We start from the raw sequence: 23489 nt of genomic DNA, 5'->3' as shown, positions 1-23489 counted from the left end.
GCGTGGCGGGTGTGTCCGTTGTGCGATCAGACGCGACGGCCGCGGAGCTCGCGGTATTTGCGCACCAGCCGTTCCGTGGACGGGTCCGGGAGGGTCGTGGGGGGCTCTTCCGAGGTGAGGGCCGGGGCCAGGTCGAGGGCCATCTTCTTGCCCAGCTCCACCCCCCACTGGTCGAAGGAGTCGACGCCCCAGATGGTGCCCTCGACGAACACGATGTGCTCGTAGAGCGCCACGAGCTGGCCGAGCGTGGAGGGGGTCAGTTTCGGGGCGAGGATCGTGGAGGTGGGGCGGTTGCCGGGCATCACCTTGTGGGGAACGATGGCGGTCGCGGTGCCCTCGGCGGCGATCTCCTCGGCCGTCTTGCCGAACGCCAGCGCCGACGTCTGGGCGAGGAGGTTGGCGGTCAGCTGGTCGTGCATGCCCTCGCGGTCGTCATGCGGCTCGGCGAAGCCGATGAAGTCGGCCGGGATGAGGCGAGTGCCCTGGTGGAGGAGCTGGTAGAAGGCGTGCTGGCCGTTGGTGCCCGGCTCGCCCCAGAAGATCTCGCCGGTGTTGGTGGTGACCGGGGCGCCGTCGGCGCGCACGGACTTGCCGTTGGACTCCATCGTGAGCTGCTGCAGGTAGGCGGGGAAGCGGTGCAGCCGCTGGCTGTAGGGCAGGACGGCGCGGGTCTCGGCGCCGAAGAAGTCGTCATACCAGACCCCGAGCAGGCCCATCAGCACCGGCATGTTGGCGTGGAACGGCGCGGTGCGGAAGTGCTCGTCGATGGTGTGGAAGCCGGCGAGCATCTCACGGAAACGCTCGGGCCCGATGGCGATCATCAGCGACAGCCCGATGGCGCCGTCGTAGGAGTAGCGGCCGCCGACCCAGTCCCAGAAGCCGAACATGTTGTCGGTGTCGATGCCGAACTCGGCGACCTTCTCGGCGTTGGTGGAGACGGCCACGAAATGCTTGGACACCGCCTCCCCGCCGAGGGCCTCGACCAGCCAGCGGCGCGCGACCCTGGCGTTGGTGAGGGTCTCCAGCGTGGTGAAGGTCTTGGAGCTGACCACGAACAGCGTCGTCTCAGGATCGAGGTCGCGAAGGTTGCCGGTGATGTCGGCCGGGTCGATGTTGGAGACGAACCGGGCCGCGATGCCGGCGTCGGCGTAGTCGCGCAGCGCCTCGTAGGCCATCGCGGGGCCGAGGTCGGAGCCGCCGATGCCGATGTTGACGACGGTCTCGATCGCCTTGCCGGTGGCGCCCTTCCACTCCTCGGACCTGACGCGGTCGGCGAAGGCGCTCATCTTGTCGAGCACGGCGTGCACGTCGGCCACGACGTCCTGCCCGTCCACGACCAGCTCGGCCTCCCGCGGGGCGCGCAGCGCGACGTGCAGCACGGCGCGGTCCTCGCTGACGTTGATGTGCTCGCCGGAGAACATGGCGGTGATCCGGTCACGCAGCCCCGCCCGCTCGGCCAGGGCCACGAGCAGGTCCACGGTCTCCTGGGTGGCACGGTGCTTGGCGTAGTCGAGGTAGAGATCGCCGGCGGTCACCGTCATGCGCTCGGCGCGGCCGGGGTCCTCCGCGAACAGCTCACGCAGGGTCGTGCCCGCCAGCTCCTCCTGGTGCTTGGACAGAGCCGCCCACTCCTGGCTCTGGGTGATGTCGCCGTTCACGCTTCCTCCTCGGGTTGCCAAACCGACCGATCCATCGTCCCTTGACTTGCTCCCCGGACTGACGACCAGGGATTCCCGTGCCGCTTACGCGGCAGCTCGCGGCGCGTCACCCACGCCGCGAGCTATGGTACGGGGTGCTTGACGCTTCACCGACCCGGGAGGGTCTCCACGCCCTGACACGACCAGCCCGGCCGCGTATCCTCTGGCTTTGATGTTCTTCGCCGCGTTCACATCAGCGTGCTCGACATGCCCGCAGGAGGTGCATCGAAAGTCCGCTTGACTCTCGCGGCTCTTCGCGTCCACCGTCCCGCAGAGCGGGTTCGAGCACGTCTGTGACGTGTACGCAGGATCCACGACCCGAATCGAGGTCCCGGTGTAGCGGGCCTTGGACCGCAACGCGGTCTCCAGCCCGTACCACCCCTTATCCAGAATCGACTTGTTCAATCCGGCTTTCGCCGCGCGCCCGTTGGGCAGGTACCCTCCCGGCTTTCCGGGATCGGGCTTCGGCGCGACCGACGCGGTCATCGCCCGGACGTTCAGCTTCTCCAGCGTGACGATCGCGTTGTCGCGGGTGAGCCGATGCGCGGTCTGGGCATTGAAGTCCGCGCGCCGCCACCGCGCCCGCCGCATCAGATCGCCCATCGCCCGCACCACCCGCCGACGCCGGTTCGAGCCCTTCTTCGACCGAGCCAGCTTGCGCTCCAGCCGCCAGTACCGGATGGCCTCACCCGCCGACACGAACCCCGTCTCGCCCGGGCCGTCGCCGCCCTCAACCGGCGGCGCTGTCGACGAAACGCCGTCCTCGCCGAGGCCATCGTCGACGAGGAAGCTGATGAACCAATGCTTGCCATCGCGGGCCACGGTCGCCGACTTCACGCTCCCTCCCAAGGAGCGGGACAGGCGGAACCTCACCCACCCGAACTTCGGCAGGAACACCCGCCCCCACTTACGACTGATCCGCTCGACCGGGATGTGTTTGGCCGTTGGGAACCGAAAAGACGGCCTCCACCTTGCCTTGCTCTTCCACCGCACCTTCCATGTGCCGTGCTGGCGGCAGGCGAGATCCAGATCCTTCAGCGTCTGCTGGACGACCTGCGCGGGAGCCTCCGACAACCAGGCACAATCCGGGTCGCTCTTCGCCTCGGCGAGCTGGCGGCACTGCGCCTCATAGCCGATGAAACGCACCCCGGCGCCGATAGGCGCGACGCTGCACCAAACCGGTGTTCCACACACTGCGGCAGATCCCGCCCAACCGCTCAGCGAACAGCCGCTGACCGAAATCGAACTCCAAGCGGTACCTCCGACCTGCCAACACCAGCGCAACACCTCCCCCACCAGCCACTCTGGCCCCAGGACTCGAACACATCATCCCGTCAGCGAGCCAGCAGACGAAATAGCCATACGGTAAGCACGTGGTTACTCACGATGCATGCCCCGCCTGGTCAAGGGTGAGGCAGTACACGCCTTTCTTACTGCCGCCGCGAAGCCGTGAGACGCCAGAGAGGCGGTGGTCGGCGCCCAGAGCCGCGCGTGCGACTCCTGCCAGATGCCGTACGCGGTGCCGCTCATGCGGGCGTCGCTGATGCGCACCATGTCGCGCACTCCCTTGGCGAGCAGCTTGACCGGCACCGGCAAGTTGCCGACCTCCGGCATGCCGGTGTGGCCCTTGGGCCCGCAGCCGCGCAGCACCAGCACTGGCGTCTCGTCCACGTCCAGGTCGGGCGAGTCAAGGCGGGCATAGACGTCCTCGACGCAGTCGAAGACGACGGCCCGGCCGCCGCGGTGCCGCAGCAGCTCGGGCGAGGCGGCGGCGAGCTAGATGACGGCGCCGCCGGGCGCGAGGTTGCCGCGCAGGACGGCGATGCCGGCGTCGAACAGGCCCGGGTCGCCGCGGCACCGGATGACGCTCTCGTCCCAGATCTCGGCCCCGGCGAGGGGTTCCACCAGCGGCCGCCCGCGCCGCATCCATGGCCGATGGATGTCGGAGTTCCGATCGCTTCCCGAATATCACCGCGAACTCCACAAATCCATATTCGGCGCCTTATAGGCGTTTTGGGGGATTCAGCATGTTCTGTGGAGGAAGCAGCAGGGGCATGGACCATATAGACGCGTACTGGCGGGCGGCCAACTACCTGTCCGTCGGGCAGATCTACCTGCTGGACAATCCGATGCTCGCCGAGCCGCTGCGTCCGGAGCACGTCAAGCCGCGCCTGCTCGGCCACTGGGGCACCACGCCGGGGCTGAACTTCTGCTTCGCCCATCTCAACCGGGTGATCAAGGAGCGGGACCAGGACATGATCTACATCTGCGGTCCCGGGCACGGCGGTCCCGCGGCCGTGGCGCACGCATGGCTGGAAGGGTCGTACTCCGAGCGTTATCCGGACGTCTCACAGGATGTCGAGGGGATGCGGCGGTTGTTCCGGCAGTTCTCCTTCCCCGGCGGGGTGCCGAGCCACGTCGCGCCGGAGACGCCGGGCTCGATCCACGAGGGCGGCGAGCTGGGGTACGCGCTCGCCCACGCCTACGGCGCCGCGTTCGACAACCCGGACCTGGTGGTGGCGTGCGTCATCGGGGACGGCGAGGCCGAGACCGGCCCGCTGGCCGCGAGCTGGCATTCCAACAAGTTCATGGACCGCCGCCGCGACGGCGTCGTGCTGCCGATCCTGCACCTCAACGGCTACAAGATCGCCAACCCGACGGTGCTCGCCCGCATCCCCGAGCAGGACCTGCTCAAGCTCATGGAGGGGTACGGCCACCGCCCCCACCTGGTCGGCCCCGACCACCAGGAGATGGCCGGCGCCCTGGACGCCGCGTTCGACCAGATGGCCGCCTACAAGCGCGGCGACGACGACCGGCTGCCGATGATCATCCTGCGCACGCCGAAGGGCTGGACCGGGCCGCGCGAGGTGGACGGCAAACCCGTCGAGGGAACGTGGCGCGCGCACCAGGTGCCGCTGGCCAAGGTCCGCGAGAATCCGACGCACCTGGCCATGCTCGAGGAGTGGATGCGCTCGTACCGCCCCGAGGAGCTGTTCGACAGCGGCGGCCGGCCGAACCAGGACATCCTCGGCACAGTGCCGCGAGGCGCGCGCCGGATGAGCGCGAACCCGCACGCCAACGGCGGCGAGCTGCTGGAGCCGCTGCGGCTGCCTGACTTCCACAGGTACGCGATCGAGGTCAAGTCGCCCGCCACGCAGACGAGCGAGCCGACCCGCGTGCTCGGAGAGTTCCTGCGCGACGTGATCGCGGCCAACCCGCGCACGTTCCGGCTGATGGGCCCCGACGAGACGGAATCCAACCGGCTGCAGGCCGTGTTCGAGGCGACGGACCGGGCGTGGGACGCCGAGCTGCTGCCGACCGACGAGCACTTGGGCGCGGGCGGCCGCGTGATGGAGGTGCTGTCGGAGCACCTGTGCCAGGGCTGGCTGGAGGGCTACCTGCTGACCGGCAGGCACGGGCTGTTCAACTGCTACGAGGCGTTCATCCACATCGTGGACGCCATGTTCAACCAGCACGCCAAGTGGCTGGAATCCTCGCAGAAGATCTCGTGGCGGCGGCCGGTGGCGTCGCTGACGTACCTGCTGTCGTCGCACGTGTGGCGGCAGGACCACAACGGCTTCAGCCACCAGGACCCGGGCTTTCTTGACGTGGTCGTGAACAAGAAGGCGTCCGTGGTCCGGGTCTATCTGCCGCCGGACGCCAACACGCTGCTGTCGGTGGGCGACCACTGCCTGCGCTCCCGCGACTACGTCAACGTGATCGTGGCCGGCAAGCAGCAGGTGCTGGACCTGTTCACGATGGAGGAGGCCGTCGCGCACAACACGCGCGGCCTCGGCATCCTGCCGTGGGCCTCCACCGACCAGGGCGTGGAGCCGGACGTGGTGCTGGCCTGCGCGGGCGACGTGCCGACCATGGAGACGCTGGCCGCCGCCGCGCTCATCCGCGAGCACCTGCCCGAGCTGAGGGTCCGGGTGGTCAACGTGGTCGACCTGATGCGGCTGCAGCCGCGGTCGGAGCATCCGCACGGCATGACGGACGCCGAGTTCGACACGCTGTTCACGACGGACAAGCCGGTCATCTTCAACTTCCACGGCTATCCGTCGCTCATCCACCAGCTCACCTACCGCCGGCATGGGCACGGCAACCTGCACGTGCGCGGTTACAAGGAGGAGGGCACCACGACGACGCCGTTCGACATGGCCATGCTCAACGACATCGACCGGTACCACCTGGTCATGGACGTCATCGACCGCGTCCCCGGCCTCGGCTCCAAGGCGGCGCACCTGCGGCAGCGGATGAGCGACGCCCGGCTGCGCGCCCGCGCGCACACCCGTGAGTACGGCGAGGACCCCATGGAGATCAGCTCGTGGACATGGCCGGCCGCATCCTCGTCCTGAACACCGGCTCCTCGTCGATCAAGTACGAACTGGTCGACGTCCGCACCCGGGACCGGCCCGCCAGGGGGCTGGTGGAACGCATCGGCGAGGCCGGCCCGGGCCGGCTCACACACCGGGCCGGCGACGATCCGCCGTACGTGCGCGAGCGGCCGTTCCCCGGGCACGGCGAGGGGCTGGAGGCGATGATGGAGGCGTTCGCCGCGGCGGGACCCGACCTCGTGCCTGTCGCGGTCGGGCACCGCGTCGTGCACGGCGGCACCCGCTTCACCGAGGCCGTGCTGATCGACGACGCGGTGATCGCCGCCATCGAGGAGCTGGCACCGCTCGCGCCCCTGCACAATCCGGTCAACCTCACCGGGATCAGGGTCGCGCGCAAGGCGTTTCCCGGGGTGCCGCAGGTGGCCGTGTTCGATACGGCGTTCCACCGCACGCTGCCGCCGGAGGCGTACACGTACGCCGTGCCGCGCGAGTGGGGGGTGCGGCGCTTCGGCTTCCACGGCACCTCCTGTGCCTACGTGTCCCGCCGCGCCGCCGCGTTCCTCGGCCGTGACCTGGCGGACCTCGACCTGATCGTGCTGCACCTGGGCAACGGCGCGAGCGCCACCGCGATCGCCGGCGGTCGCAGCGTCGACACCTCTATGGGCATGACGCCGCTGGAGGGCCTGGTCATGGGCACCCGCTCGGGCGACGTCGACCCGGCCCTCGCCGGCTACCTCGCCCGGGTGGACAGGCTCGACGCCCAGCAGATCGAGCAGGCGCTCAGCCGCCGCGGCGGCCTGCTCGCGCTGACCGGGACCGGCGACATGCGTGAGGTACGCGGCCGGGACGACGAGGCGGCCAGGCTCGCGCTGGAGATCTACACCCGGCGGATCCGCAAGTACGTCGGGGCCTATTACGCGCTGCTCGGCGGGGTGGACGCGATCGTGTTCACCGGCGGGGTGGGCGAGCACGACGCGGCCACCCGCGCCGCGTCCCTGACCGGGCTCGACCGGCTCGGCATCACCGTTGACCCGGCGCTCAACCAGGCCGGCGCGAGCGGCGAGCGGGCCGTCTCGCCGGCGGGGGCGGAGGTGCCCGTGCTGGTCATCCCGACCGACGAGGAATGGGAGATCGCCCGCCAGGCCCTCTCCCTCATCCCCGGCTCCCCCTGACGGCCCGTGCTCCCTCCCCCAGCGATGTTCGGGGTGAGGACGCGTCACCGTGGGAGGATGGGGATCGTGTCCTCCGCGTCATCAGCGCTGCGGCTGTCGAGGGCCGTCGTGTTCGCGACGGTCTGCGGCGCCGTGTCGGCCGGCGGTCACGCGCTGGCGGGCGGCGGGCTGGTGCCGTTCGAGGTCTATCTGGCCGGCGTGCTGGCGGTGCTCGCGTCGACGTACCTGATCGACGGCCGCGAGCGCGGGCCGGTCGCCGTGCTCGCCGCGACCACGGGCGCGCAGACGGTGCTGCACCAGCTGTTCGAGCGGCTCGCCCCGGTCGCGGGCGGGGAGGCCGGGCACGGGCATCCGGCGCCCGGCATGATGCTGGTCCACCTCACCGTGGCGGCGTTGACGGCGTGGTGGCTGCATCGGGGCGAGCGCGCCCTGTGGCTCATGATCCGCCTGTACGGCACGCCGCTCCCGCTCATCCGCCCGCTCGTCACCGTCCCGGCCGCGTGCGCCGTGCCGGTGGGGTGGCCGGTGAGCACTCCAAAGGTCCCCATGCGCGCGGGCAGGACCGTGTCCCGCGCGGTCAGCAGGACCATGACCTATTCCCTGCCCCGTCACATCCGCACGGCGGCCGCAGTCGTGCTGGCCTGTGCCGCCTTCCTGACCGCGACCCCGTCGCCGGCGTTCGCCCACGACGCGCTCAAGAGCAGTTCGCCCGCGAAGAACACGCAGGTCTCCGCGAGTTCGCTGGAGGAGATCGAGCTGGAGTACACCGCGAGCGTCAAGTTCCCGTTCGTCGTGCTGCGCGACGCCAAGGGCGCGCAGGTGCCGCTCGGCAAGCCACGACTCGCCGGGCCGAAGGTGGTCGCCGACGTCGACGGCCCGCTCACGGCCAGCGCGTACGTGATCGCGTGGCGGGTCGTCTCGTCGGACGGCCACCCCATCGAGGGCGAGATCCCCTTCCGCGTGAAGGGATCACCCTCTCCCACGCCGACCGGCGAGAGCACATCCTCTCCGTCGTCCGCCCAGGTGGTGGAGCCGTCGGCCGTTGCCGACACGTCCGCCGCCTCGTCGGCCGGCGTCCCCGGCTGGATCTGGGCCGCACTGGCGGCACTCGTCGCGCTGGGAGCGTTCATCGGGCTCAGGGGCGTGCGCCGCGGGCCCGAGCGGGAGGACGCGAATGCGGATTGACCAGGCCAGACACCTCGCGCGGCGCTGGGTCGCGGAGGAGGGCGTCGCCCTGCCCGGGTTCGGCGGCGCGTTCCTGACCGGCTCCGCGCTGTGGGCGGACGGGGACGAGGAGCTGCCTCCGACCTCCGACGTGGATGTCATGGTGCTCACCGACCCTTCCACCGCCCGGATCGGGAAGTTCCGGTACGAAGGCGTGCTGCTGGAGGTCTCGTGCCTTCCCGGGCTCGGGTCCGCGCACGACGTGCTCGGCGACTACCACCTGGCCGGCAGCTTCCACCTCCCGTGCGTGCTCGCGGACCCCACGGGGCAGCTCACCGAAGTGCAGCGGGTCGTTGCCCGCGACTTCGCCGCCCGGCCCTGGATCCTGGCCAGATGCCGCAACGCCATGGACCGGGTACGCGCGTGGATCACCGGCATGGACGCCTCCGCGCCGCTGCACGACCAGGTTGCCTCGTGGCTGTTCGGCACCGGGGTGACCACGCACGTGCTGCTGGTGGCGGGTCTGCGGAACCCAACGGTGCGCAAGCGGTACGCGGCCGTGCGGAACCTGCTGGCCGAGCACGGGCGGCTCGACTACCACGAGGTGCTGCTGGACCTGCTCGGATGCGCGGAGCTGAGCCCGGAGCGCGTGCAGCGGCACTTGGTGGCGCTGGAGAGGGCGTTCGACGCGGCCGTGGCCGTGCATGCGCCCTCCTACCGGTTCGCCTCGGACATCAGCGAGGCGGGCCGGCCGCCGGCCATCGACGGGAGCCGGGAGCTCATCCGGCGCGGGCTGCACCGGGAGGCCGTCTTCTGGGTGGTGGCGACGTACGCGCGGTGCCTGGCCAAGCGGGCGGCGGCCGGACAGCCGGGGTATGAGGACGGGTTCATGGAACTGCTGGGCGACCTGGGCGCGGCGACGGCCGCCGACCGCCGCCGCCGGGGCGACCGCGTCCTGTCCGCCCTCCCCGGCCTATGGGAAACCGCCTCCTCCCTCTGCTGAAGGGTCAGCGGCCGTCGAGGCGGTGGATGGCGTCGCCGTACAGGTCCGGGCTGCGGTCGCAGGCCTCGATGAAGTCACGGGGGAAGCCCAGCTCGAACTCCACGGCCGACTCCAGCCGCCGCACCGCCTGCTCGGGTAGCGCGAGCCCCGCCGCGCCCAGGTTGTCCTTGAGCTGCTCGGCGCTGGAGGCCCCCACGATCGGATGCACGCCCCGCCCCAGCACCCAGGCCAGCGCCACCTGCGACGCCGTGGCGCCCAGTTCCCCGGCGACCTCCACCACCGCCCGCGCCGCGGCCAGGTCGCGGTCACCGAGCGAGTCAGGCGACACCCGCGAGGCCGGCGCCCCGGGGTCGTTGTACCGGCCGGACAGCACGCCCCGCTCGAGCGTCCCCCACGCCGCCACGCTCATCCCGTACGCCTCCGCCATCGGCAGCAGCTCCCGCTCCACGTCCCGCCGCAGCAGGCTGTACGGGACCTGCAGCCCGGCGAAGGGCGTCCACCCCCGGAACTCGGCGACGGTGTTGGCCCGGCTGACCAGCCACGCCGGAGCATCCGATATGCCGACATAGAGCACTTTCCCGGAGCGCACCACGTCGTCCAGCGCCCGCATCGTCTCTTCGACCGGGGTGTGCCGGTCCCACACGTGCACCCAGTAGAGGTCGATGTAGTCGGTGCGCAGCCGCCGCAGGCTCTGCTCCAGCGTCAGCACCAGGTTCTTGCGGTGGTTGCCTGCCGCGTTGAGATCGGTGCGGTCACGGGTGCCGGTGTACTTGCTGGCCAGCACGAAACGATCACGCCGCCCCTGCAGCAGCTCGCCGACGACGCTCTCGCTGTCGCCGTACATCGACGCCGTGTCGATCACGTTGCCGCCCGCGTCGGCGTACGTGTCGACGATGCGCCGCACCTCCGGCGACGCCGAGCGGAAGGTCATCGCGCCCAGGAACAACTCCGAGACCCGCAGCCCGGTACGGCCGAGCAATCGGTAACGCATCACGTCAACTCCTCCCCTGCACGTCAGGCCTGGTACGGCGTGGCGAGGCGGGCCTCGCGCAGCACCCTGCTCCACCAGCCGAGCTGGTCCAGCATGGCCTTGGCCGCGCCGTCCGGTCCCTCAGGATCCATCAGCCGCCCCTCGGCGTCGAACCGGGTCCAGTGCTGGTCGAGACTGATCCAGTTGCGGATGGTGACGGCGTGCATCTCGCAGAAGACCTGCCGCAGGTGCTCGGCCGCGCGCACGCCGCCCCCGTAGCCGCCGTAGGACACCAGCGCGACCGGCTTGGCCTGCCACTGGACGGGATGCCAGTCGATGAGGTGCTTGAGCGAGGCGGGGAAGCTGTGGTTGTACTCCGGTGTCACCACCACGTACGCATCCGCCTGTTCCAGCCGCGCGGCCAGCCGCCTGAGGTCCTCGGGACGGCCGTCCACGTCGTAGAGCCGCTCTGCTGTGCCGGGCAGTTCCAGCGGCAGCGGCGTGTCCGCCAGGTCGACGACGTCGATGTCGAACAGGCCGTGCTGTCGGGCGTGTTCGGTGAACCACCTCGTGATCGTCGGGCCGAAACGGCCTTCGCGAACGCTGCCGGTGATCACCGCGAGTTTCATGTTCGTCATGCGTCCAACCTGCTGCGGTTCGCGCCGCCGAGGAAGGCCGGGCGGAGACTGGCCCTGGCAGGGCCACGATAGGGCCGGGGCGGCCGCCGTACACTCGGGGCGTGAGTGACAACGAGCTGGGGGCGTTCCTGCGGGCCCGCCGTGAGGCACTCAAGCCCGCCGACGTCGGGCTCCCGGACGGGCCACGGCGGCGCACGCCTGGGCTGCGCAGGTCGGAGCTGGCCACGGTGGCCGGGCTGAGCGTCGAATACCTGACCAGGCTGGAGCAGGGCCGCGATCGCAACCCGTCCATGCAGGTGCTCACCGCGCTCGCCGACGCCCTGCGCATGACGCCGGAGGAGCGGATCCACCTCCGCTCCCTCAACAAGATCGCCAGCGGCGCCATCGGGCTGTGCCCCGGGGCCGGTCATGGGCCGGCCCGCACGGTGCGGGCCACCGTGCGCGCGGTGCTCGACCGGCTGGAGCCCGCGCCCGCCGCCGTGGTCAACCGGCTGAGCGAGGTGGTGGCCCGCACCACCGGCCACGAGCGGCTCTTCGGCCCTGTCGGGCTGCTGGACGGCGACCCGCCCAACATGATCAAGTACGTTTTCGCCGACGTGCGCGCCAGGGTCGCCTTCCCGGACTGGGATCGGGTGGCCGACGAGTACGCCGCCGCCCTGCGCCTGGAGGTCGGCCAGGGCGACGAGTACGCCGCCGAGCTCGTCTCCGAGCTGTCGTTCGCCGCGGGCGAGCCCTTCACCGAGCGGCTGTCGCGGCCGCCCGAGCCGCCGCGCCTAGCCGCCGTGGAGCGGCTCGCGCACCCGCAGGCCGGCCAGCTGCGCCTGGCCCGCGAGGTGCTCGACCTCGACGGCGGCGAGCTGCGGCTGCTCGTCTACCTGCCGGCCGACGCGGCCACGTCGGCCGCCCTCGACCGCCTCACCGGCCGCCACCCGGGCGCCCTGCGCGTCGTCACGGCGTAACCGGCCCAGCCTCGGCCCAGCCTCGGCGCTGCCTCAGCGCGCTGATCGCCCGCCGCCCGCCTCGCCGCCGCAACCGGCGCGCCCCGGGCTTCGGGCGATGCTATTCGCGGACGATGAGGCCCAGCGCCGTGGCCACGACCGTCGCCTGGAACGGATCGATGATCGCGTCCTTGAACGTGACCTGCTCCAGGTCCAGCGTGCTGAGGTCGCTGCCGCGCAGGTCGCACTTGGTGAGGTCGGCTCCGCGCAGCGACGCACCCGACAGGTCGGCCCGCCGCAGCTCGGCCCCCTCGAGCCGGACCCCGCTCAGGTCGGCCTCGCGCAGCCGGGCGCCGTCGATAGAGCTGCCGCGCAGGTCCGCGCCGGACATGACGACGTACGACCAGTCGCCGCCCTCAACCTTCAGCAGCCCGTACGTGCACCCCTCGAACACGCTCCCGGTGAGCTTGCACCCCCTGAACGTCGCGTCGAAGAAGGAGCAGCCGATGAACGTGCAGTTGAGGAACTGCGCGTCGTCGTGCTCCGACACGTTGAACCGCACGTTGCCGAACGTGCACTCCTCGAACGAACAGCCTCGGTCGAGCAGCTCGGTCAGGTCCACGTCCTGGAACAGGATTCGCCGGTAGCTCTCGCCGGTGAGCTCCAGGGGATCGTCCCAGTCGGCGGCGCCGATCGTCTTCTCGATGGGGAACGCCGGTCTCCTGTTGGCCATGCGAACAAACTAACGGATCAGGCCCGCTTGGCGATGGCCGTGATGAAAGGTTGCACGAGCTTGGCGGCGAGCGGGCCGAACGCCGCCAGGATGAGCACGTACGCCGCCGCCAGCGCCCCCAGGTCGGGGTGCACGCCCGCGCCGACCGCCAGCCCGGCGATCACGATGTTGAACTCGCCGTGCGGGATGAGCGCGATGCCCGCCCGCGCCTGCCCGGCCTTGCCGATGCCGGCCCGGCGGGCCGCGTACACGCCGGTGAGGAGCTTCGTCACCATGCTCGCCAGCGCCAGCAGCGCGGCCAGGCCCGCCACCGGCAGGATCTTCGCCGGATCGGTCTGGAAGCCGAAGAACACGAAGAACACCGCCGCGAACAGGTCCCGCAGCGGCGCCAGCAGCGCCTGCGCGCCCTCGGCCAGCTCGCCGGACAGCGCGATCCCCACCAGGAACGCGCCCACCGCCGCCGACACCTGCAGCTGTTGCGCCAGCCCGGCCACCAGCAGGGCGAGCCCGACCACCTTGAGCAGCAGCACCTCGGAGTTCGGGCTGGACACGAACGCCTCGATGAATCGCCCGAACCGCAGCGCCACGACCAGCACCACGGTCACGGTGGCCAGCGCGATGCCGACCGAGATCGCCCCGCTCGCCAGGCTCAGCCCGGCCAGCATGGTCGTCAGCACCGGCAGGTAGACCGCCATCGTCAGGTCCTCGAACACCAGCAGCGACAGCACCGTCGGCGTCTCCCTGTTGCCGATCCATCCCAGATCGGACAGCACTTTGGCGGCGATGCCGGAGGAGGTGGCGTAGGTGACGCCCGCCATGGCCACGGCCGCGACCGGCCCCCAGCCCAGCAGCAGCGCGCAGATCGCGCCGGGCGCGGAATTGAGTACCAGGTCGACGAGGCCCGCGCGGGCGTTGCCGGTCAGGCTCGTCACCAGCTCGTCGGCGTTGTACTCCAGGCCCAGCGTCAGCAGCAGCAACACCACGCCGAGCTCGGCGCCGACGGAGATGAACTCCTCACTGGTCGCCAGCGGCAGCACGCCGCCGGTCCCGAACGCCAGGCCGGCGATCAGATAGAGCGGGATGGGAGAGATGCCGATGCGCAGGGCCAGCGCGCCGAGCACACCCAGGCCGAGAAGGACAGCACCGAACTCGAGGAAGATGACCGCGGTTTCGTGCAACCCGCGGCCCTACCCTCGCGCCAGGATGCCGGCCACCTCTGCGGTGCTGTCCTCGCTGCCCACGACGACCACGACGTCGCCGACCTGGAACATGAAATCGGGCCCCGGGCTGGCGACCACCCGGCCACCGCGGACGACCGCGACGATGGAGGCTCCGGTGCGGGTGCGCACGCGGGCCTCTCCCATGGGGCGGCCGGCGTAGGGGGAGCCTGCGGGGATCGGCAGCTGCACGCTGACCAGGCCCTCGACCTGCTGGTGCAGCTGGTTGAGCCGCTGCACGATGCGCGGCGCGCCGAGCAGTTCGGCCAGGGCGTCGGCTTCCTCGTCGTTCAGCTTGACCGTCTGACAGGCGCGATCGGGATCGTCCTCGTCGTAGATCACCAGGTCGCGGCGGCCGGTGCGGTGCGACACGACGCCTACGCGCCGGCCCGCCCGGGTGGTGAAGTCATGACGCAGCCCGATGCCCGGCAGTGCTGTCTGCTCAACCTCCACCTGACCCACCCGTGTCGCGTTTCAGCCCGTTTCCGGATAACCCTACCAAGAGAGCGATCAGCGACTTTCCGCACGGCGCAGCGGCCGGCCCACCTCGTGGAGGTGGCGCATAGCCTGCCCCCACGACGCGAACAGGCCGCACTCGGCGTAGTCCACGCCGATCGACCGGCAGTAGTCGCGGACGATCGGCCGGGCCTTGCGCAGGTTCGCCGTGGGCATGCTGGGGAACAGGTGGTGCTCGATCTGGTAGTTCAGCCCGCCGAGCGCGGTGGTGACCAGCCGGCCGCCGCGCACGTTCCTGGAGGTCAGGACCTGGCGGCGAAGGAAGTCCAGCTCGTCCTCGGCGGTGAGCACGGGCATCCCCTTGTGGTTGGGCGCGAATGTGCACCCCAGGTAGACGCCGTAGCACCCCATATGCACGGCGAGGAACACCAGCGCCTTGCCGGGAGAGAGCACCAGGAAGACCGCGCCGAGGTAGGCCAGGTTGTGCGCGACCAGCAGCAGCCCTTCGACCTTCCGGTTCTTGAGCGACTCGCGGCGCAGCGCGCGGAAGCTGGCGACCTTCAGGTTCAGCGCTTCCAGCGTGATCAGGGGAAAGAACAGGAACGCCTGCCAGCGGCCGATGATCCTGGCAAGCCTGCTGGCGCCGGCAGCCTGGTTCTCCGACCAGACCAGCACTTCGGGCGAGACGTCAGGGTCGTGGTCCTCGTGGTTGGGGTTGGCGTGGTGCCGCGTGTGCTTGTCCATCCACCAGCCGTAGCTGAGCCCGATGGCCAGATTGCCCACCAGGAGCCCGGCCATCCTGGACGTGCGCCGCGACCGGGAGATCTGCCCGTGCGCCAGGTCGTGGGCCAGCAGCGTCACCTGGGCGAACGCGACGGCGAGCAGCAGCGCGACCGGCACCTGCCACCAGGAGTCCCCCACTGCGGCGAACAACGCCCAGCCCCCGGCGAACAGGCCCGCCACGAGGCCGATCCTGGCCGTGTAGTAGCCGGGACGCTTGTCCAGCAGCCTCGCCTCGGAGATGCGACGCGCCAGCCTCGCGAAGTCGCTCCCCCGCTCCCCCGATGGCCTGGCGCGGGAGGTGTCCACTACAGTCACATTGATCTCCGATGCTGGTGAGTCGTATGCGAATACCCATCAGCATCGCTGGGCTGGAGTCTATGCGAACCCCGGCGGTCACCCGTCCCTGTGGTAGTGCTGGCCCTACCACACTGACGGCACGCCGCGGGCAGCGTCTGCGGTTCTCTGTATTTACCTGAGTATTTTGGGCAAATCGGGCGGGCGTGGCCGTGGCGGACCGTTTGCGTAGTCTCCCAGGGAGGACGGGGGTGGCCGCGACGCGGTGGAAGCCGGTCCGGTGGTGGGATCGCGTGCAGCTGTATCAGTCTTTCCACGGATACGGCCGGCTACTCGTCCACTTCCTGCGATCGCGGCACGTCGGCCTCCCGGTCGGTATTGAGGTCGCCGCGCAGGATCGTTGTCCCCGTGCGCGCGAGTCGCCCGGTCAGATCGTCGAGGATCGCCGCAGTAGCGGTGGCGCCGAACCGGACGGCGCCCGCCGCGGTCATCGCCAGCAGTACGTCAAGAGTGCGTACGCCGCCGGCGGCTTTGACCTTGACGCGCTTGGCGACGTTGGCGCGCATGAGGCGGATGTCAGCCAGGGTGGCGCCGCCGGGGGCGAAACCGGTGGAGGTCTTGACGTAGGCGGCGCCGGCCTGCTCGCTCAGGTGGCACGCGCGGATCTTCTCGGCGTCGGTCAGGTAGGCGTTCTCGAAGATGACCTTCACCACGGCGCCTGGAGCCGCTTCCACGACCGCCCGGATGTCGGCGAGCACGGCCACGTCGTCACCACCGCGCAGGCGCCCGATGTTGAGCACCATGTCCAGCTCGCGGGCGCCCTCGGACACGGCGGCACGGGCCTCGGCGGCCTTGGTGCGGGAGGACGAAGAGCCGTGTGGGAAGCCGATCACCGTGCCGGTCGACACGCCCGTCCCGTCGAGTCGCGTGGCGGCGAGCGCCACGTCACACGGTTTCACGCAGACCGAGGCGACGGCGTAACGGACGGCCAGGGCGCATCCCGCGCGCACGTCGTCGTCGGTCAATTCCGGGCGCAACAGGGAGTGGTCGATCATCTTGGCGACATCGGCGACGGTGATGGAGGTCATGAGGATGGCTCCTTCGCAAGGGAGGCCCGGCAGGGGAAAGGGGGTCACGGGTGGACGGCGTCCATGCCCGGGGACTCGACGGTGAAGGCGACGTCGAGGCCGTATCGGGCGGCGGCGTACAGGGAGTCGGTGAGCTCCAGCGGCTCGTCGTTCTGGTCGAGGATCAGGCGGTGCTCCACCAGAAGCGGCGCGCCGGCGTCGAGGGCGAGCAGGCCGGCCTCGCGCTCGCCCGCTATGGCGGCGCCGATGCGGGCATGGCCGCGGGCCGGGGTGCGGCCGAGCGCGTTCAGAGCAGCGTGAAGGGAGCCCTGCTCGAGATCAGCCTCGAGCAGCGCGCGCAGGCTGCCCGGGAACACCGCCCTTTCGAGAGCGACCGGCAGGTCGTCGGCGAGCCGGACGCGCTCCACCGCGATGACCCGTCCATGTCTGCCCAGCCGCAACCGGTCGGCCTCCTGCGGGGTGGCGGCGCGGGTGGTGGCCGACAGCAGCCGGGAGGAGGGCCGCTGCCCCCGGCGGCGGATCTCCTCGCTGAAGCGCACCAGGCTCTCGGCGCGGCGGCTGCTCGGCGGCAGGGCCACGAACGTGCCCCGGCCGGGACGACGGACCACCAGGCCGTCGGCGACCAGGCGTTGCACGGCCGCGCGGGCGGTCATCCTGCTGACGGCGAACTCCTCGCTCAGCTCGCTCTCCGAGGGCAGCGCGTCGCCCGGCCGAGCGGCGGCCACGCGCTCGCGCAGCGCCTGTTCGATGACGAAGTAGCGGGGTGCGAAGTCCTCGGGCCGCTTGCCTGTCGCGTTCATCCCTCGACTATAGCGCTAGCTGTCTATACAGCTATACTAATCCGGCAGTCCAGAGGAAAGGTGAACATGAGGCCGGAATTCGAGCACGCCATCCGCCAGATCTCCACGAGAGTCGCCTACACGTCGCCGTACATGCGGCTGCGCGAGGACAGGATCGTCCGCCTGGACGGCTCCGAGGGCATCTACACCTACGTGGACAAGCCCGACTTCGCGCTGGTCATCGCCGTTGAGGACGGCGGCTTCCATCTGGTGGAGCAATACCGATATCCGGTGCGCTCGCGGTCGTGGGAGTTCGTGCAAGGGTCGCTGCCCGGGCTGGCCGTGGGCGACCCCGAGTCGCTGGCCCGGCAGGAGCTGCTGGAAGAGACCGGCATCACGGCACGGGTGATGCGCCGCCTGGGACGGCTCAACTGTGCGACGGGCATGTCGTCGCAGGGGTTCGATGTGTTCGTGGCCTCGGAGCTGTCCCACGGTGCGGCCGAGCCGGAGGTCGAGGAGCAGGACCTGCGCCGCCGGTGGTTCTCGCGGGCCGAGCTCGAAGGCATGATCCGCGACGGGCTCGTCACTGACGACTCCACCCTGGCCGCGTACACCCTGTTCCTCCTGCACATGCCGCCGGCCTAGACGCTACAGGCGGAACCTGTCTGGGCGAGCCGATGGCGTGAAAGGGCGCCCCCGCCGCCTGTGGGATCGGGCTGCCCAACCGCACTCAGCGGGGCACTGGACGACCTCACCGGTTCGGGATGGCGGGCGGCGGGGGCGCCTGCTCAGGTGAGCTGCAAGGCCGGCATCTCGGCCGGCGCGGCCGCTTCGCCGTAGATGTGCAGGTCCGGGCGGAAGGCGGCCAGGTACGCGTCCCGGTCGCGGAAGGTCGCGGCCAGGGAGTCGCCGTAGTCGATCAGCTCCCGGTGCGCGTGCCTGCGCGGCTCGTACCGGGCGTACAGCAGCCGGTCCAGCAGTTCCGCGTCGCCTCCTGCCGCGCTGATGACGTCGGCGAGGATCTCCGCGTCGTGCAGCGTGTAGCTCATGCCCATGCCCGTCATCGGGTGGCAGGCGAACGCGGCCGAGCCGAGCAGGGCGGCGTTGCCCTTGTGGTACGCCGACACCCGCAGCGACGAGACCTTGATCAGCTGCCACTTGGCGGGCTGGAGCGCGTTGAAGGCGTCGGAGCTGTCGGTGACGAACTTCTTGAGCTCGTCGATCAGGGCGGGGATGCCGTCCTGGAAGATCTCCTTGTCGTCGTCGGGGGGCAGGCCGACGAACACCCTGGCCTGGTCCCTGTTGAGCGGGTAGAGGTAGGTCAGCCAGCCGTCGGAGCTGAAGTACAGCCGGTTGAGCCGGGCGACGCTGGCCGTCAGCGGCACGGTGGCCACCCGCATCAGCAGCCGCTCGTACGGCATCGTGACCTGCTCGATGCCGAGCGCCTGGCGTACGGCGGACTTGGTGCCGTCGGCGCCGATGACGACGTCGGCCCGCAGCCGCCGCCCGTCGGAGAGGATGAGCTCCTCGACCCGGTCGTCGCCGACCGCGATGTCGGCGATGTCGGCGTCGAACCAGAAGTCGACGCCTTCCATCGCGCAGCACGTGTAGATGAGCTCGACGAGCTCCTTGTAGGGGCGGATGAGGAAGCCGCCGTCGGGGAAGCGGCATTCCCTGATCGGGTCGCCGTCGTGGTAGTAGCGGATGATGTCGCGCCGCAGGCCATGGCGTTCGACGAGGTTCGCCAGCCCGTGGCGGGCGAGCACCCGCAGGCCCGGGGGTTTGAGGAAGTCGGCGCCGGCGCTGGGGATGGAGGGTCCCTGCTCGATGACGACGACGCGCCGGCCGCGCCGGCCCAGGAGTAAGGCCAGGAAGCAGCCGCCGAGCCCGGCGCCGACGATGGCTACGTCGCACGATGTGGTTGCCATGACGAGAGCCCTTTCGGTGGTTCGAACTAGTGCGTATTCCCGCGGGTCCCGGCGAGCGGTCCGGCCTCGGCCGCCCGCGGCCGCGGGATGTGGTCCATGGGGGGTGTGCGGGTCTCGACAGGCAGCAACGCGTCCGCCTCCGCCGCGACGGTGGCGAGGGTCATCCGCAACTCCAGCAACATCCGGCGCGGCACCTTGATCATGACGTCGCCGGGGTCGGGCCGCAGCCGGGTGATCTTCGTGAGGGCCAGCGCGCCCATGAGGACCGAGATCGCCACGCAGATCGCCAGCGCGCCGGCCAGGCCGGCGAAGGGGCCCGCGAAGGGCCCGGCCACGAACGGGTGGTCGATGACGACTGATACGACGGCGATGCCGACGGCCCCGCCGACCATGCGGGCCATGGTGGCCGCGCCGACGGCGGAGGCGTACTGCTGCGGGCGGGCGGCCAGGGTGGTGGCCACGGAAGTGCCCGGCGCCAGCGCGCCGACGCCCATCCCGAGCACGACGCTCGCGACCAGTCCCCAGACGGTGGGCCCGACCTGGGTGAGCACGAGCACGCAGGCGCCGCCGCAGAGCAGGGAGCCCGCGTAGATCAGGCCGTACGCGCCGATCCGTTTGACGATCTTTCCGGCCAGGAAGCTCGTCACGACGACGGCCACCGACGTGGGCGTCAGCCACATGGCCACCTCGAGCATCGGGTAGCCGAGGTGGAGCAGGTACAGCGGCTGGACGGTCAGCAGCCCGTACGACAGCGCGCCGAACCCCCAGGTGGCCAGCCAGCCCCAGACGAACTTGGGCCGCCGCCACAGCGCCAGGTCGATGGCCGGCAGGCGGTGGTGCTTGGCCTGCGCGAGCGCCCCGCCCAGCAGGAGGAGGGCGGCGAGCGCCAGCCACACCACGTCCATGCCCCAGGCCATGGCCTTGGAGATGGCCAGCACGACGACCGCGATCCCGGCGGCGAGCAGCCACGCGCCGAGCACGTCCGGCAGGCCCTTGGCGCCGGCGCGCCTGCCCGAGGGCAGCCCGAAGCAGGCGATCAGGAGCGCGACGCCGATCACGACGTCCGGGATGAACAGGGACCGCCAGCCGACGGCAGCGGCCAGCCAGCCGCCTCCCGCCTGCATGAGCAGGCAGCCGAGTCCCGAGGCGGAGCTCCATAGCGCGATCGCGCCGCGCCGCTGCGACTCCGGCAGCTCCCCGAGCAGCAGCCCGAGGCTGGCCGGGATCATCGCCGCGGCGCCCGCGCCCTGGACGGCCCGCGCGGCCAGCACGAGCGACCAGGACTCCACGGCGACGGTGGCGATGCCGCCCAGCACGAACACCACCAGCCCGACCGCCAGCACCCTGCGGCGGCCGAACAGGTCGGCCCAGCGGCCCGCCGTGGCCAGCAGCGCCGCGATCGGGATGAACGCCGAGCTGGTCAGCCAGACCAGGTCGCCGAGGGGCATGCCGGCGCCTGCCGGCGTGTAACGCAACACCCCGACCGCCAGGGTGGTGGCCGTGGTGTCGGCCATCACCGTGAACATGACACCCGCACCGACCAGCCGCAGCATCACCGCGTGGCGGCGGCTGACGCCGGCCGTGCTCGTCCCCCGTGCCGGTGACGAACGCACGTGGTCACCTCCAAGCTATGCGTGGTCTCCGCCGGCCGGCACACTCCGGCTGTGCGACCGGCGAGGATGGACATGTCGTTGATGGCGAAATAAGTCAGGCGCCGTACCGGCCAGGTGAGAGCAGGCCGTCCGGGTCGAGCGCGGTCTTGAGCCGGTGGAGCATGCCGAGGCTGGCGGTGCTGGTCTCGGACCAGACGTCGGCCGCGGCGTGGTCGATGTCGGAGCGGTAGATCGCGCAGCCGTGGCCACGCAGCAGGCAGTTGCCGTCGTTGCGGAGCTGGTGCGCCCGGTAGGGAGCCTCCGGCGCGCCGCGTTCGAAGAAGATCTGGATGACGCCGTTGGCCAGGTGCGTGCTGACGAGATTCCACTCGACCATGAGGGCGGTGGTGTGCGCGTCCACGGCCGTCTGCAGGGCGGCCACGATCTGCTCGGTCTTGCGCGCGTTCGTCGGCATCAGCGGCATCAGCGCCAGGAAGCCCATCCGGCCTTCGTCGATCTGGTCGCAGGAGCTCACGCCGAGCGCGTTGCGTACGCCCAGGCACGTGGGGATGCCCTGCGCCATGAGCGACCTGGCGTACAGCGGGTCGCCGGGCCGCACCTCGGCGGCGTCGAGAACGCGCAGGGCCTTGGCGCCCTCGACCTCGACCAGCGCCTTGCGCAGCAGTTCCTCGGCCAGCTCGACCGCGGCGTCGCTGCCGAACAGCGGCCCCATGATGGTGAACAGGCCGGGGTCGGCGCCCTTGGGCAGCAGCCAGTCGCCGTGGCTCGGGACGAGCGCCAGCTCGCGCACGCGCAGCATCCCGTCGGCGGGGTTGCCGCGGCGCAGGAAGCCGGCCATCGCGTCGAGCGCGACGCCGGCCTGGTCGCGCGGGATGCGGCCGTGCACGAGGCCGACGGTCTGGGGACGCGGCACCAGCGCGACCGCCATGGCGGTGACGATGCCCAGGTTGTGCTGGACGAACGCGGACGTCAGGTCGGGTCCGGCGACCCGGCCGTGGTAGCGGCCGGACGGGTCGAGGCCGCCGGTGGTGACCACGCTGCCGTCGGCCAGCACGGCCTCCAGCCCGGCCACGTCGTGGACGCGGGAGCGGAAGGTGCCGTCGCCGCGGTCGAGGGCGTTGCCGACGACGGAGGTGTCGGCACAGGAGTTGGTGACGTTCAGCATCCACGGGGTGTCGCGCAGCACCGAGGCGAGCTGCGCCTGCGTGACCCCGGGCTCGATGACGGCGAACCCGGCCTCCAGGTCGAGGCTGCGGATGCGGTTCATGCCGCCGAGGTCGACGACGACGTTGTCATCGGTGACCGGCATGGACGAGCCCATTCCCCAGTTCCTGCCGGTGCTGATCGGGTAGAGGCGGCGCCTGGCCGTCGTGGCGCTCCGTACCAGGGCGCGGACCTCGTCGAGGGTGCGCGGCGCCTCGGTGCCCGCAATGGAGCGAGGCTGGTGACCCCCGACGTCACGAGGCATCAGCTCCACTCGCGTGAGCTCCTGCATGTCTCTCCTCAGGCTTTCTACGGGCTAGGCGGTGTGCTGGAGCAGGTCGTCGATGGAGCCGATGGCCTGGTTGGACATCTCCCTGATGCCGAGCAGCCGCTGCTCGACGAAGATGTCGGCGTCGGGGAGGGCGTCGGGGATGTCGAGCGGCCCGGAGCCCGCGGAGCTCGCGCGCGGCGGGGACTGCGCGGGAACCTCGTGCAGCGCGTAGGGGTGACGCCGCGGGCGGACGGTGTCGGTGTCGTGGGACTCGTGCCTGGCGCGGCCGGGCAGGTGCGGGGGGGTTCGCATGACGGGAGCTCTCCTACCGGATGTGAATGGGGTTTTCCGGGCGGCCGCTCTCCGTTGAGCGGCGTCAGTGTCAGCGCGCCGGAGCTCGGCCCTCCTCGTGGCCGGGATGTCCGGCCCGTGGGATGACCGCCGCGGGGGTGGCCCGCGCGACCGGCACGCCGTGGTTGATGACGCTCGCGGCGATCCGGCGTTCCGCCAGCCCCATGTGGGGGCGGCCGCCGCCGGTGGAGCTCGGCCGGGCGGCCGAGCCACGGATCATGGAGCTGGCGTGCACCCATCGGCGTGACTCGGCCAGCACGTCCCGTTGTGCGCGGCGCAGGTCGGAGTGCCGCGCGTACTGCTCGCAGACGGCGCCCGCGAGCACCCGTGCCATGACGAGGTGCTCGTCGCAGGCCGTCGCCAGTTTCGACTCAAGGCCGATGACCTGGGCCAGGAGCAGCTGCAGGTGGGGCAGTCCTGAGCTGCGCTCGAACCCGGCGAGCTCGGCCAGCCGCTCGGGCCAGCGCAGCCGGCGCTGGATCGAGGCGCACGTGGCGGCCACGACCTGCGCGGCGGGCTGGTCGTCCGGGTTGTGTCCCTCGAGCTGCACGGCCCGCTGGGCGGTGTGCTCGAAGTCGGACAGGCGGCGCAGGCCGCTCTGCAGCAGGCGTACGCGGTTGTGCAGGCAGGCGGCGCTCCAGCCGAGCACCAGCAGCCGGTTCTGGTCGGCCTCGCAGTGCCAGCCGACCAGGGACACCTCGCGGGCCATGCGGTGGTAGAGCACCCAGGCCTCCGGCGGGGCGGGCGGCGCGGGGGTGTCGATCCACACCTGCAGGCCGCCCGGGGGCAGCTCGCCGACGCCGATGTCCATGCCGTCGGGCGCGACCCTGGCGCAGATGCGCCGGACCACGCTC

Annotated in this window: 23 protein-coding genes and 1 pseudogene; 6 read left to right on the top strand and 18 right to left on the bottom strand. The window is 71.1% G+C overall.

The annotated features are described in order from the left end of the window. Window positions 1-26 precede the first annotated feature (26 nt). The 5 genes and pseudogenes from pgi to ACTWQA_RS39735 all read right to left on the bottom strand — a co-directional run bounded on the left by pgi (window position 27) and on the right by ACTWQA_RS39735 (window position 3623). The gene (pgi, locus tag ACTWQA_RS39755) at window positions 27-1658 is read right to left on the bottom strand and encodes a glucose-6-phosphate isomerase (protein WP_443164086.1); all 1632 of its coding nucleotides are present in this window, start codon (window positions 1656-1658) and stop codon (window positions 27-29) included. An 84-nt stretch (window positions 1659-1742) separates the two neighbouring features. After that, window positions 1743-2843, bottom strand: a complete 1101-nt coding sequence (locus ACTWQA_RS39750; protein ID WP_443164085.1) for an RNA-guided endonuclease InsQ/TnpB family protein — start codon at window positions 2841-2843, stop codon at window positions 1743-1745. Beyond that, entirely contained in the window at window positions 2824-3024 is a 201-nt protein-coding gene (locus ACTWQA_RS39745; RefSeq protein WP_443164095.1) for a helix-turn-helix domain-containing protein, read from the bottom strand. The genes ACTWQA_RS39750 and ACTWQA_RS39745 overlap by 20 nt, the downstream gene beginning before the upstream one ends. Before the next feature lie 50 nt (window positions 3025-3074). Then, window positions 3075-3458, bottom strand: a pseudogene (locus tag ACTWQA_RS39740) (hypothetical protein); the annotation flags it as partial. Between the two features lie 15 nt (window positions 3459-3473). Next, a complete protein-coding gene (locus tag ACTWQA_RS39735) occupies window positions 3474-3623 on the bottom strand; it encodes a hypothetical protein (protein ID WP_443164084.1) in 150 nt (49 codons plus the stop codon). A 128-nt stretch (window positions 3624-3751) separates the two neighbouring features. Here ACTWQA_RS39735 and ACTWQA_RS39730 point away from each other — a divergent pair, with 128 nt between their 5' ends. Genes ACTWQA_RS39730 through ACTWQA_RS39715 form a run of 4 tightly spaced genes read left to right on the top strand, consistent with a single transcriptional unit; the run spans window position 3752 to window position 9373 of the window. Continuing rightward, the gene (locus ACTWQA_RS39730; RefSeq protein WP_443164083.1) at window positions 3752-6055 is read left to right on the top strand and encodes a phosphoketolase family protein; all 2304 of its coding nucleotides are present in this window, start codon (window positions 3752-3754) and stop codon (window positions 6053-6055) included. Continuing rightward, on the top strand, window positions 6031-7206 hold the full coding sequence (locus tag ACTWQA_RS39725; protein ID WP_443164094.1) for an acetate/propionate family kinase: 1176 nt from the start codon (window positions 6031-6033) through the stop codon (window positions 7204-7206). Before ACTWQA_RS39730 ends, ACTWQA_RS39725 begins: the two co-directional genes overlap by 25 nt. A gap of 57 nt (window positions 7207-7263) precedes the next feature. Beyond that, window positions 7264-8391, top strand: coding sequence for a copper resistance CopC family protein (locus ACTWQA_RS39720; RefSeq protein ID WP_443164082.1), 1128 nt, complete (start codon window positions 7264-7266; stop codon window positions 8389-8391). Beyond that, complete coding sequence (locus ACTWQA_RS39715) at window positions 8381-9373, top strand: hypothetical protein (RefSeq protein ID WP_443164081.1); 993 nt, start codon at window positions 8381-8383, stop codon at window positions 9371-9373. The genes ACTWQA_RS39720 and ACTWQA_RS39715 overlap by 11 nt, the downstream gene beginning before the upstream one ends. 4 nt (window positions 9374-9377) lie before the next feature. On the opposite strand, the gene ACTWQA_RS39710 is transcribed toward ACTWQA_RS39715, so the two are convergent. After that, complete coding sequence (locus ACTWQA_RS39710; RefSeq protein ID WP_443164080.1) at window positions 9378-10364, bottom strand: aldo/keto reductase; 987 nt, start codon at window positions 10362-10364, stop codon at window positions 9378-9380. 23 nt (window positions 10365-10387) lie between these two features. Next, complete coding sequence (locus tag ACTWQA_RS39705; protein WP_327582397.1) at window positions 10388-10981, bottom strand: NADPH-dependent FMN reductase; 594 nt, start codon at window positions 10979-10981, stop codon at window positions 10388-10390. A 101-nt stretch (window positions 10982-11082) separates the two neighbouring features. On the opposite strand from ACTWQA_RS39705, the gene ACTWQA_RS39700 reads away from it, so the two are divergent. Then, window positions 11083-11940 (top strand): helix-turn-helix domain-containing protein, encoded by an 858-nt coding sequence (locus ACTWQA_RS39700; protein ID WP_443164079.1) that lies wholly within the window; start codon window positions 11083-11085, stop codon window positions 11938-11940. 100 nt (window positions 11941-12040) lie between these two features. Here the strand turns inward: ACTWQA_RS39700 and ACTWQA_RS39695 are convergent, their stop codons facing one another. The 6 genes from ACTWQA_RS39695 to ACTWQA_RS39670 all read right to left on the bottom strand — a co-directional run bounded on the left by ACTWQA_RS39695 (window position 12041) and on the right by ACTWQA_RS39670 (window position 17290). After that, window positions 12041-12652, bottom strand: a complete 612-nt coding sequence (locus ACTWQA_RS39695; protein WP_443164078.1) for a pentapeptide repeat-containing protein — start codon at window positions 12650-12652, stop codon at window positions 12041-12043. A gap of 17 nt (window positions 12653-12669) precedes the next feature. Next, complete coding sequence (locus ACTWQA_RS39690) at window positions 12670-13830, bottom strand: cation:proton antiporter (RefSeq protein ID WP_443164077.1); 1161 nt, start codon at window positions 13828-13830, stop codon at window positions 12670-12672. 9 nt (window positions 13831-13839) lie between these two features. Beyond that, window positions 13840-14322 carry a cation:proton antiporter regulatory subunit gene (locus ACTWQA_RS39685; protein ID WP_305920527.1) on the bottom strand — a complete coding sequence of 161 codons (483 nt, stop codon included), beginning with the start codon at window positions 14320-14322 and terminating at the stop codon, window positions 13840-13842. 57 nt (window positions 14323-14379) lie between these two features. Beyond that, entirely contained in the window at window positions 14380-15423 is a 1044-nt protein-coding gene (locus tag ACTWQA_RS39680) for a fatty acid desaturase family protein (RefSeq protein WP_443164076.1), read from the bottom strand. A gap of 308 nt (window positions 15424-15731) precedes the next feature. After that, the gene (gene deoC, locus ACTWQA_RS39675) at window positions 15732-16490 is read right to left on the bottom strand and encodes a deoxyribose-phosphate aldolase (RefSeq protein ID WP_443164075.1); all 759 of its coding nucleotides are present in this window, start codon (window positions 16488-16490) and stop codon (window positions 15732-15734) included. Window positions 16491-16534: 44 nt separating this feature from the next. After that, on the bottom strand, window positions 16535-17290 hold the full coding sequence (locus ACTWQA_RS39670) for a GntR family transcriptional regulator (protein ID WP_443164074.1): 756 nt from the start codon (window positions 17288-17290) through the stop codon (window positions 16535-16537). A gap of 66 nt (window positions 17291-17356) precedes the next feature. On the opposite strand from ACTWQA_RS39670, the gene ACTWQA_RS39665 reads away from it, so the two are divergent. After that, window positions 17357-17914, top strand: coding sequence for an NUDIX domain-containing protein (locus ACTWQA_RS39665; RefSeq protein ID WP_305920516.1), 558 nt, complete (start codon window positions 17357-17359; stop codon window positions 17912-17914). Window positions 17915-18057: 143 nt separating this feature from the next. Here ACTWQA_RS39665 and ACTWQA_RS39660 read toward each other — a convergent pair whose 3' ends face one another. From ACTWQA_RS39660 to ACTWQA_RS39640, 5 genes are all read right to left on the bottom strand, one after another. Continuing rightward, the gene (locus tag ACTWQA_RS39660; protein WP_443164073.1) at window positions 18058-19197 is read right to left on the bottom strand and encodes an FAD-dependent monooxygenase; all 1140 of its coding nucleotides are present in this window, start codon (window positions 19195-19197) and stop codon (window positions 18058-18060) included. Between the two features lie 26 nt (window positions 19198-19223). Next, a complete protein-coding gene (locus tag ACTWQA_RS39655) occupies window positions 19224-20810 on the bottom strand; it encodes an MFS transporter (protein ID WP_443164072.1) in 1587 nt (528 codons plus the stop codon). A gap of 94 nt (window positions 20811-20904) precedes the next feature. Further along, on the bottom strand, window positions 20905-22305 hold the full coding sequence (locus ACTWQA_RS39650) for an FAD-binding oxidoreductase (protein ID WP_443164071.1): 1401 nt from the start codon (window positions 22303-22305) through the stop codon (window positions 20905-20907). 24 nt (window positions 22306-22329) lie between these two features. Then, on the bottom strand, window positions 22330-22596 hold the full coding sequence (locus ACTWQA_RS39645; protein WP_443164070.1) for a hypothetical protein: 267 nt from the start codon (window positions 22594-22596) through the stop codon (window positions 22330-22332). Between the two features lie 70 nt (window positions 22597-22666). After that, window positions 22667-23485 (bottom strand): hypothetical protein, encoded by an 819-nt coding sequence (locus ACTWQA_RS39640; RefSeq protein ID WP_443164069.1) that lies wholly within the window; start codon window positions 23483-23485, stop codon window positions 22667-22669. Window positions 23486-23489: the final 4 nt, after the last annotated feature.

The sequence above is a fragment of the Nonomuraea sp. 10N515B genome (assembly GCF_052245915.1).
Taxonomy (GTDB): domain Bacteria; phylum Actinomycetota; class Actinomycetes; order Streptosporangiales; family Streptosporangiaceae; genus Nonomuraea.
This window is presented reverse-complemented; position numbering and strand designations above follow the sequence as displayed.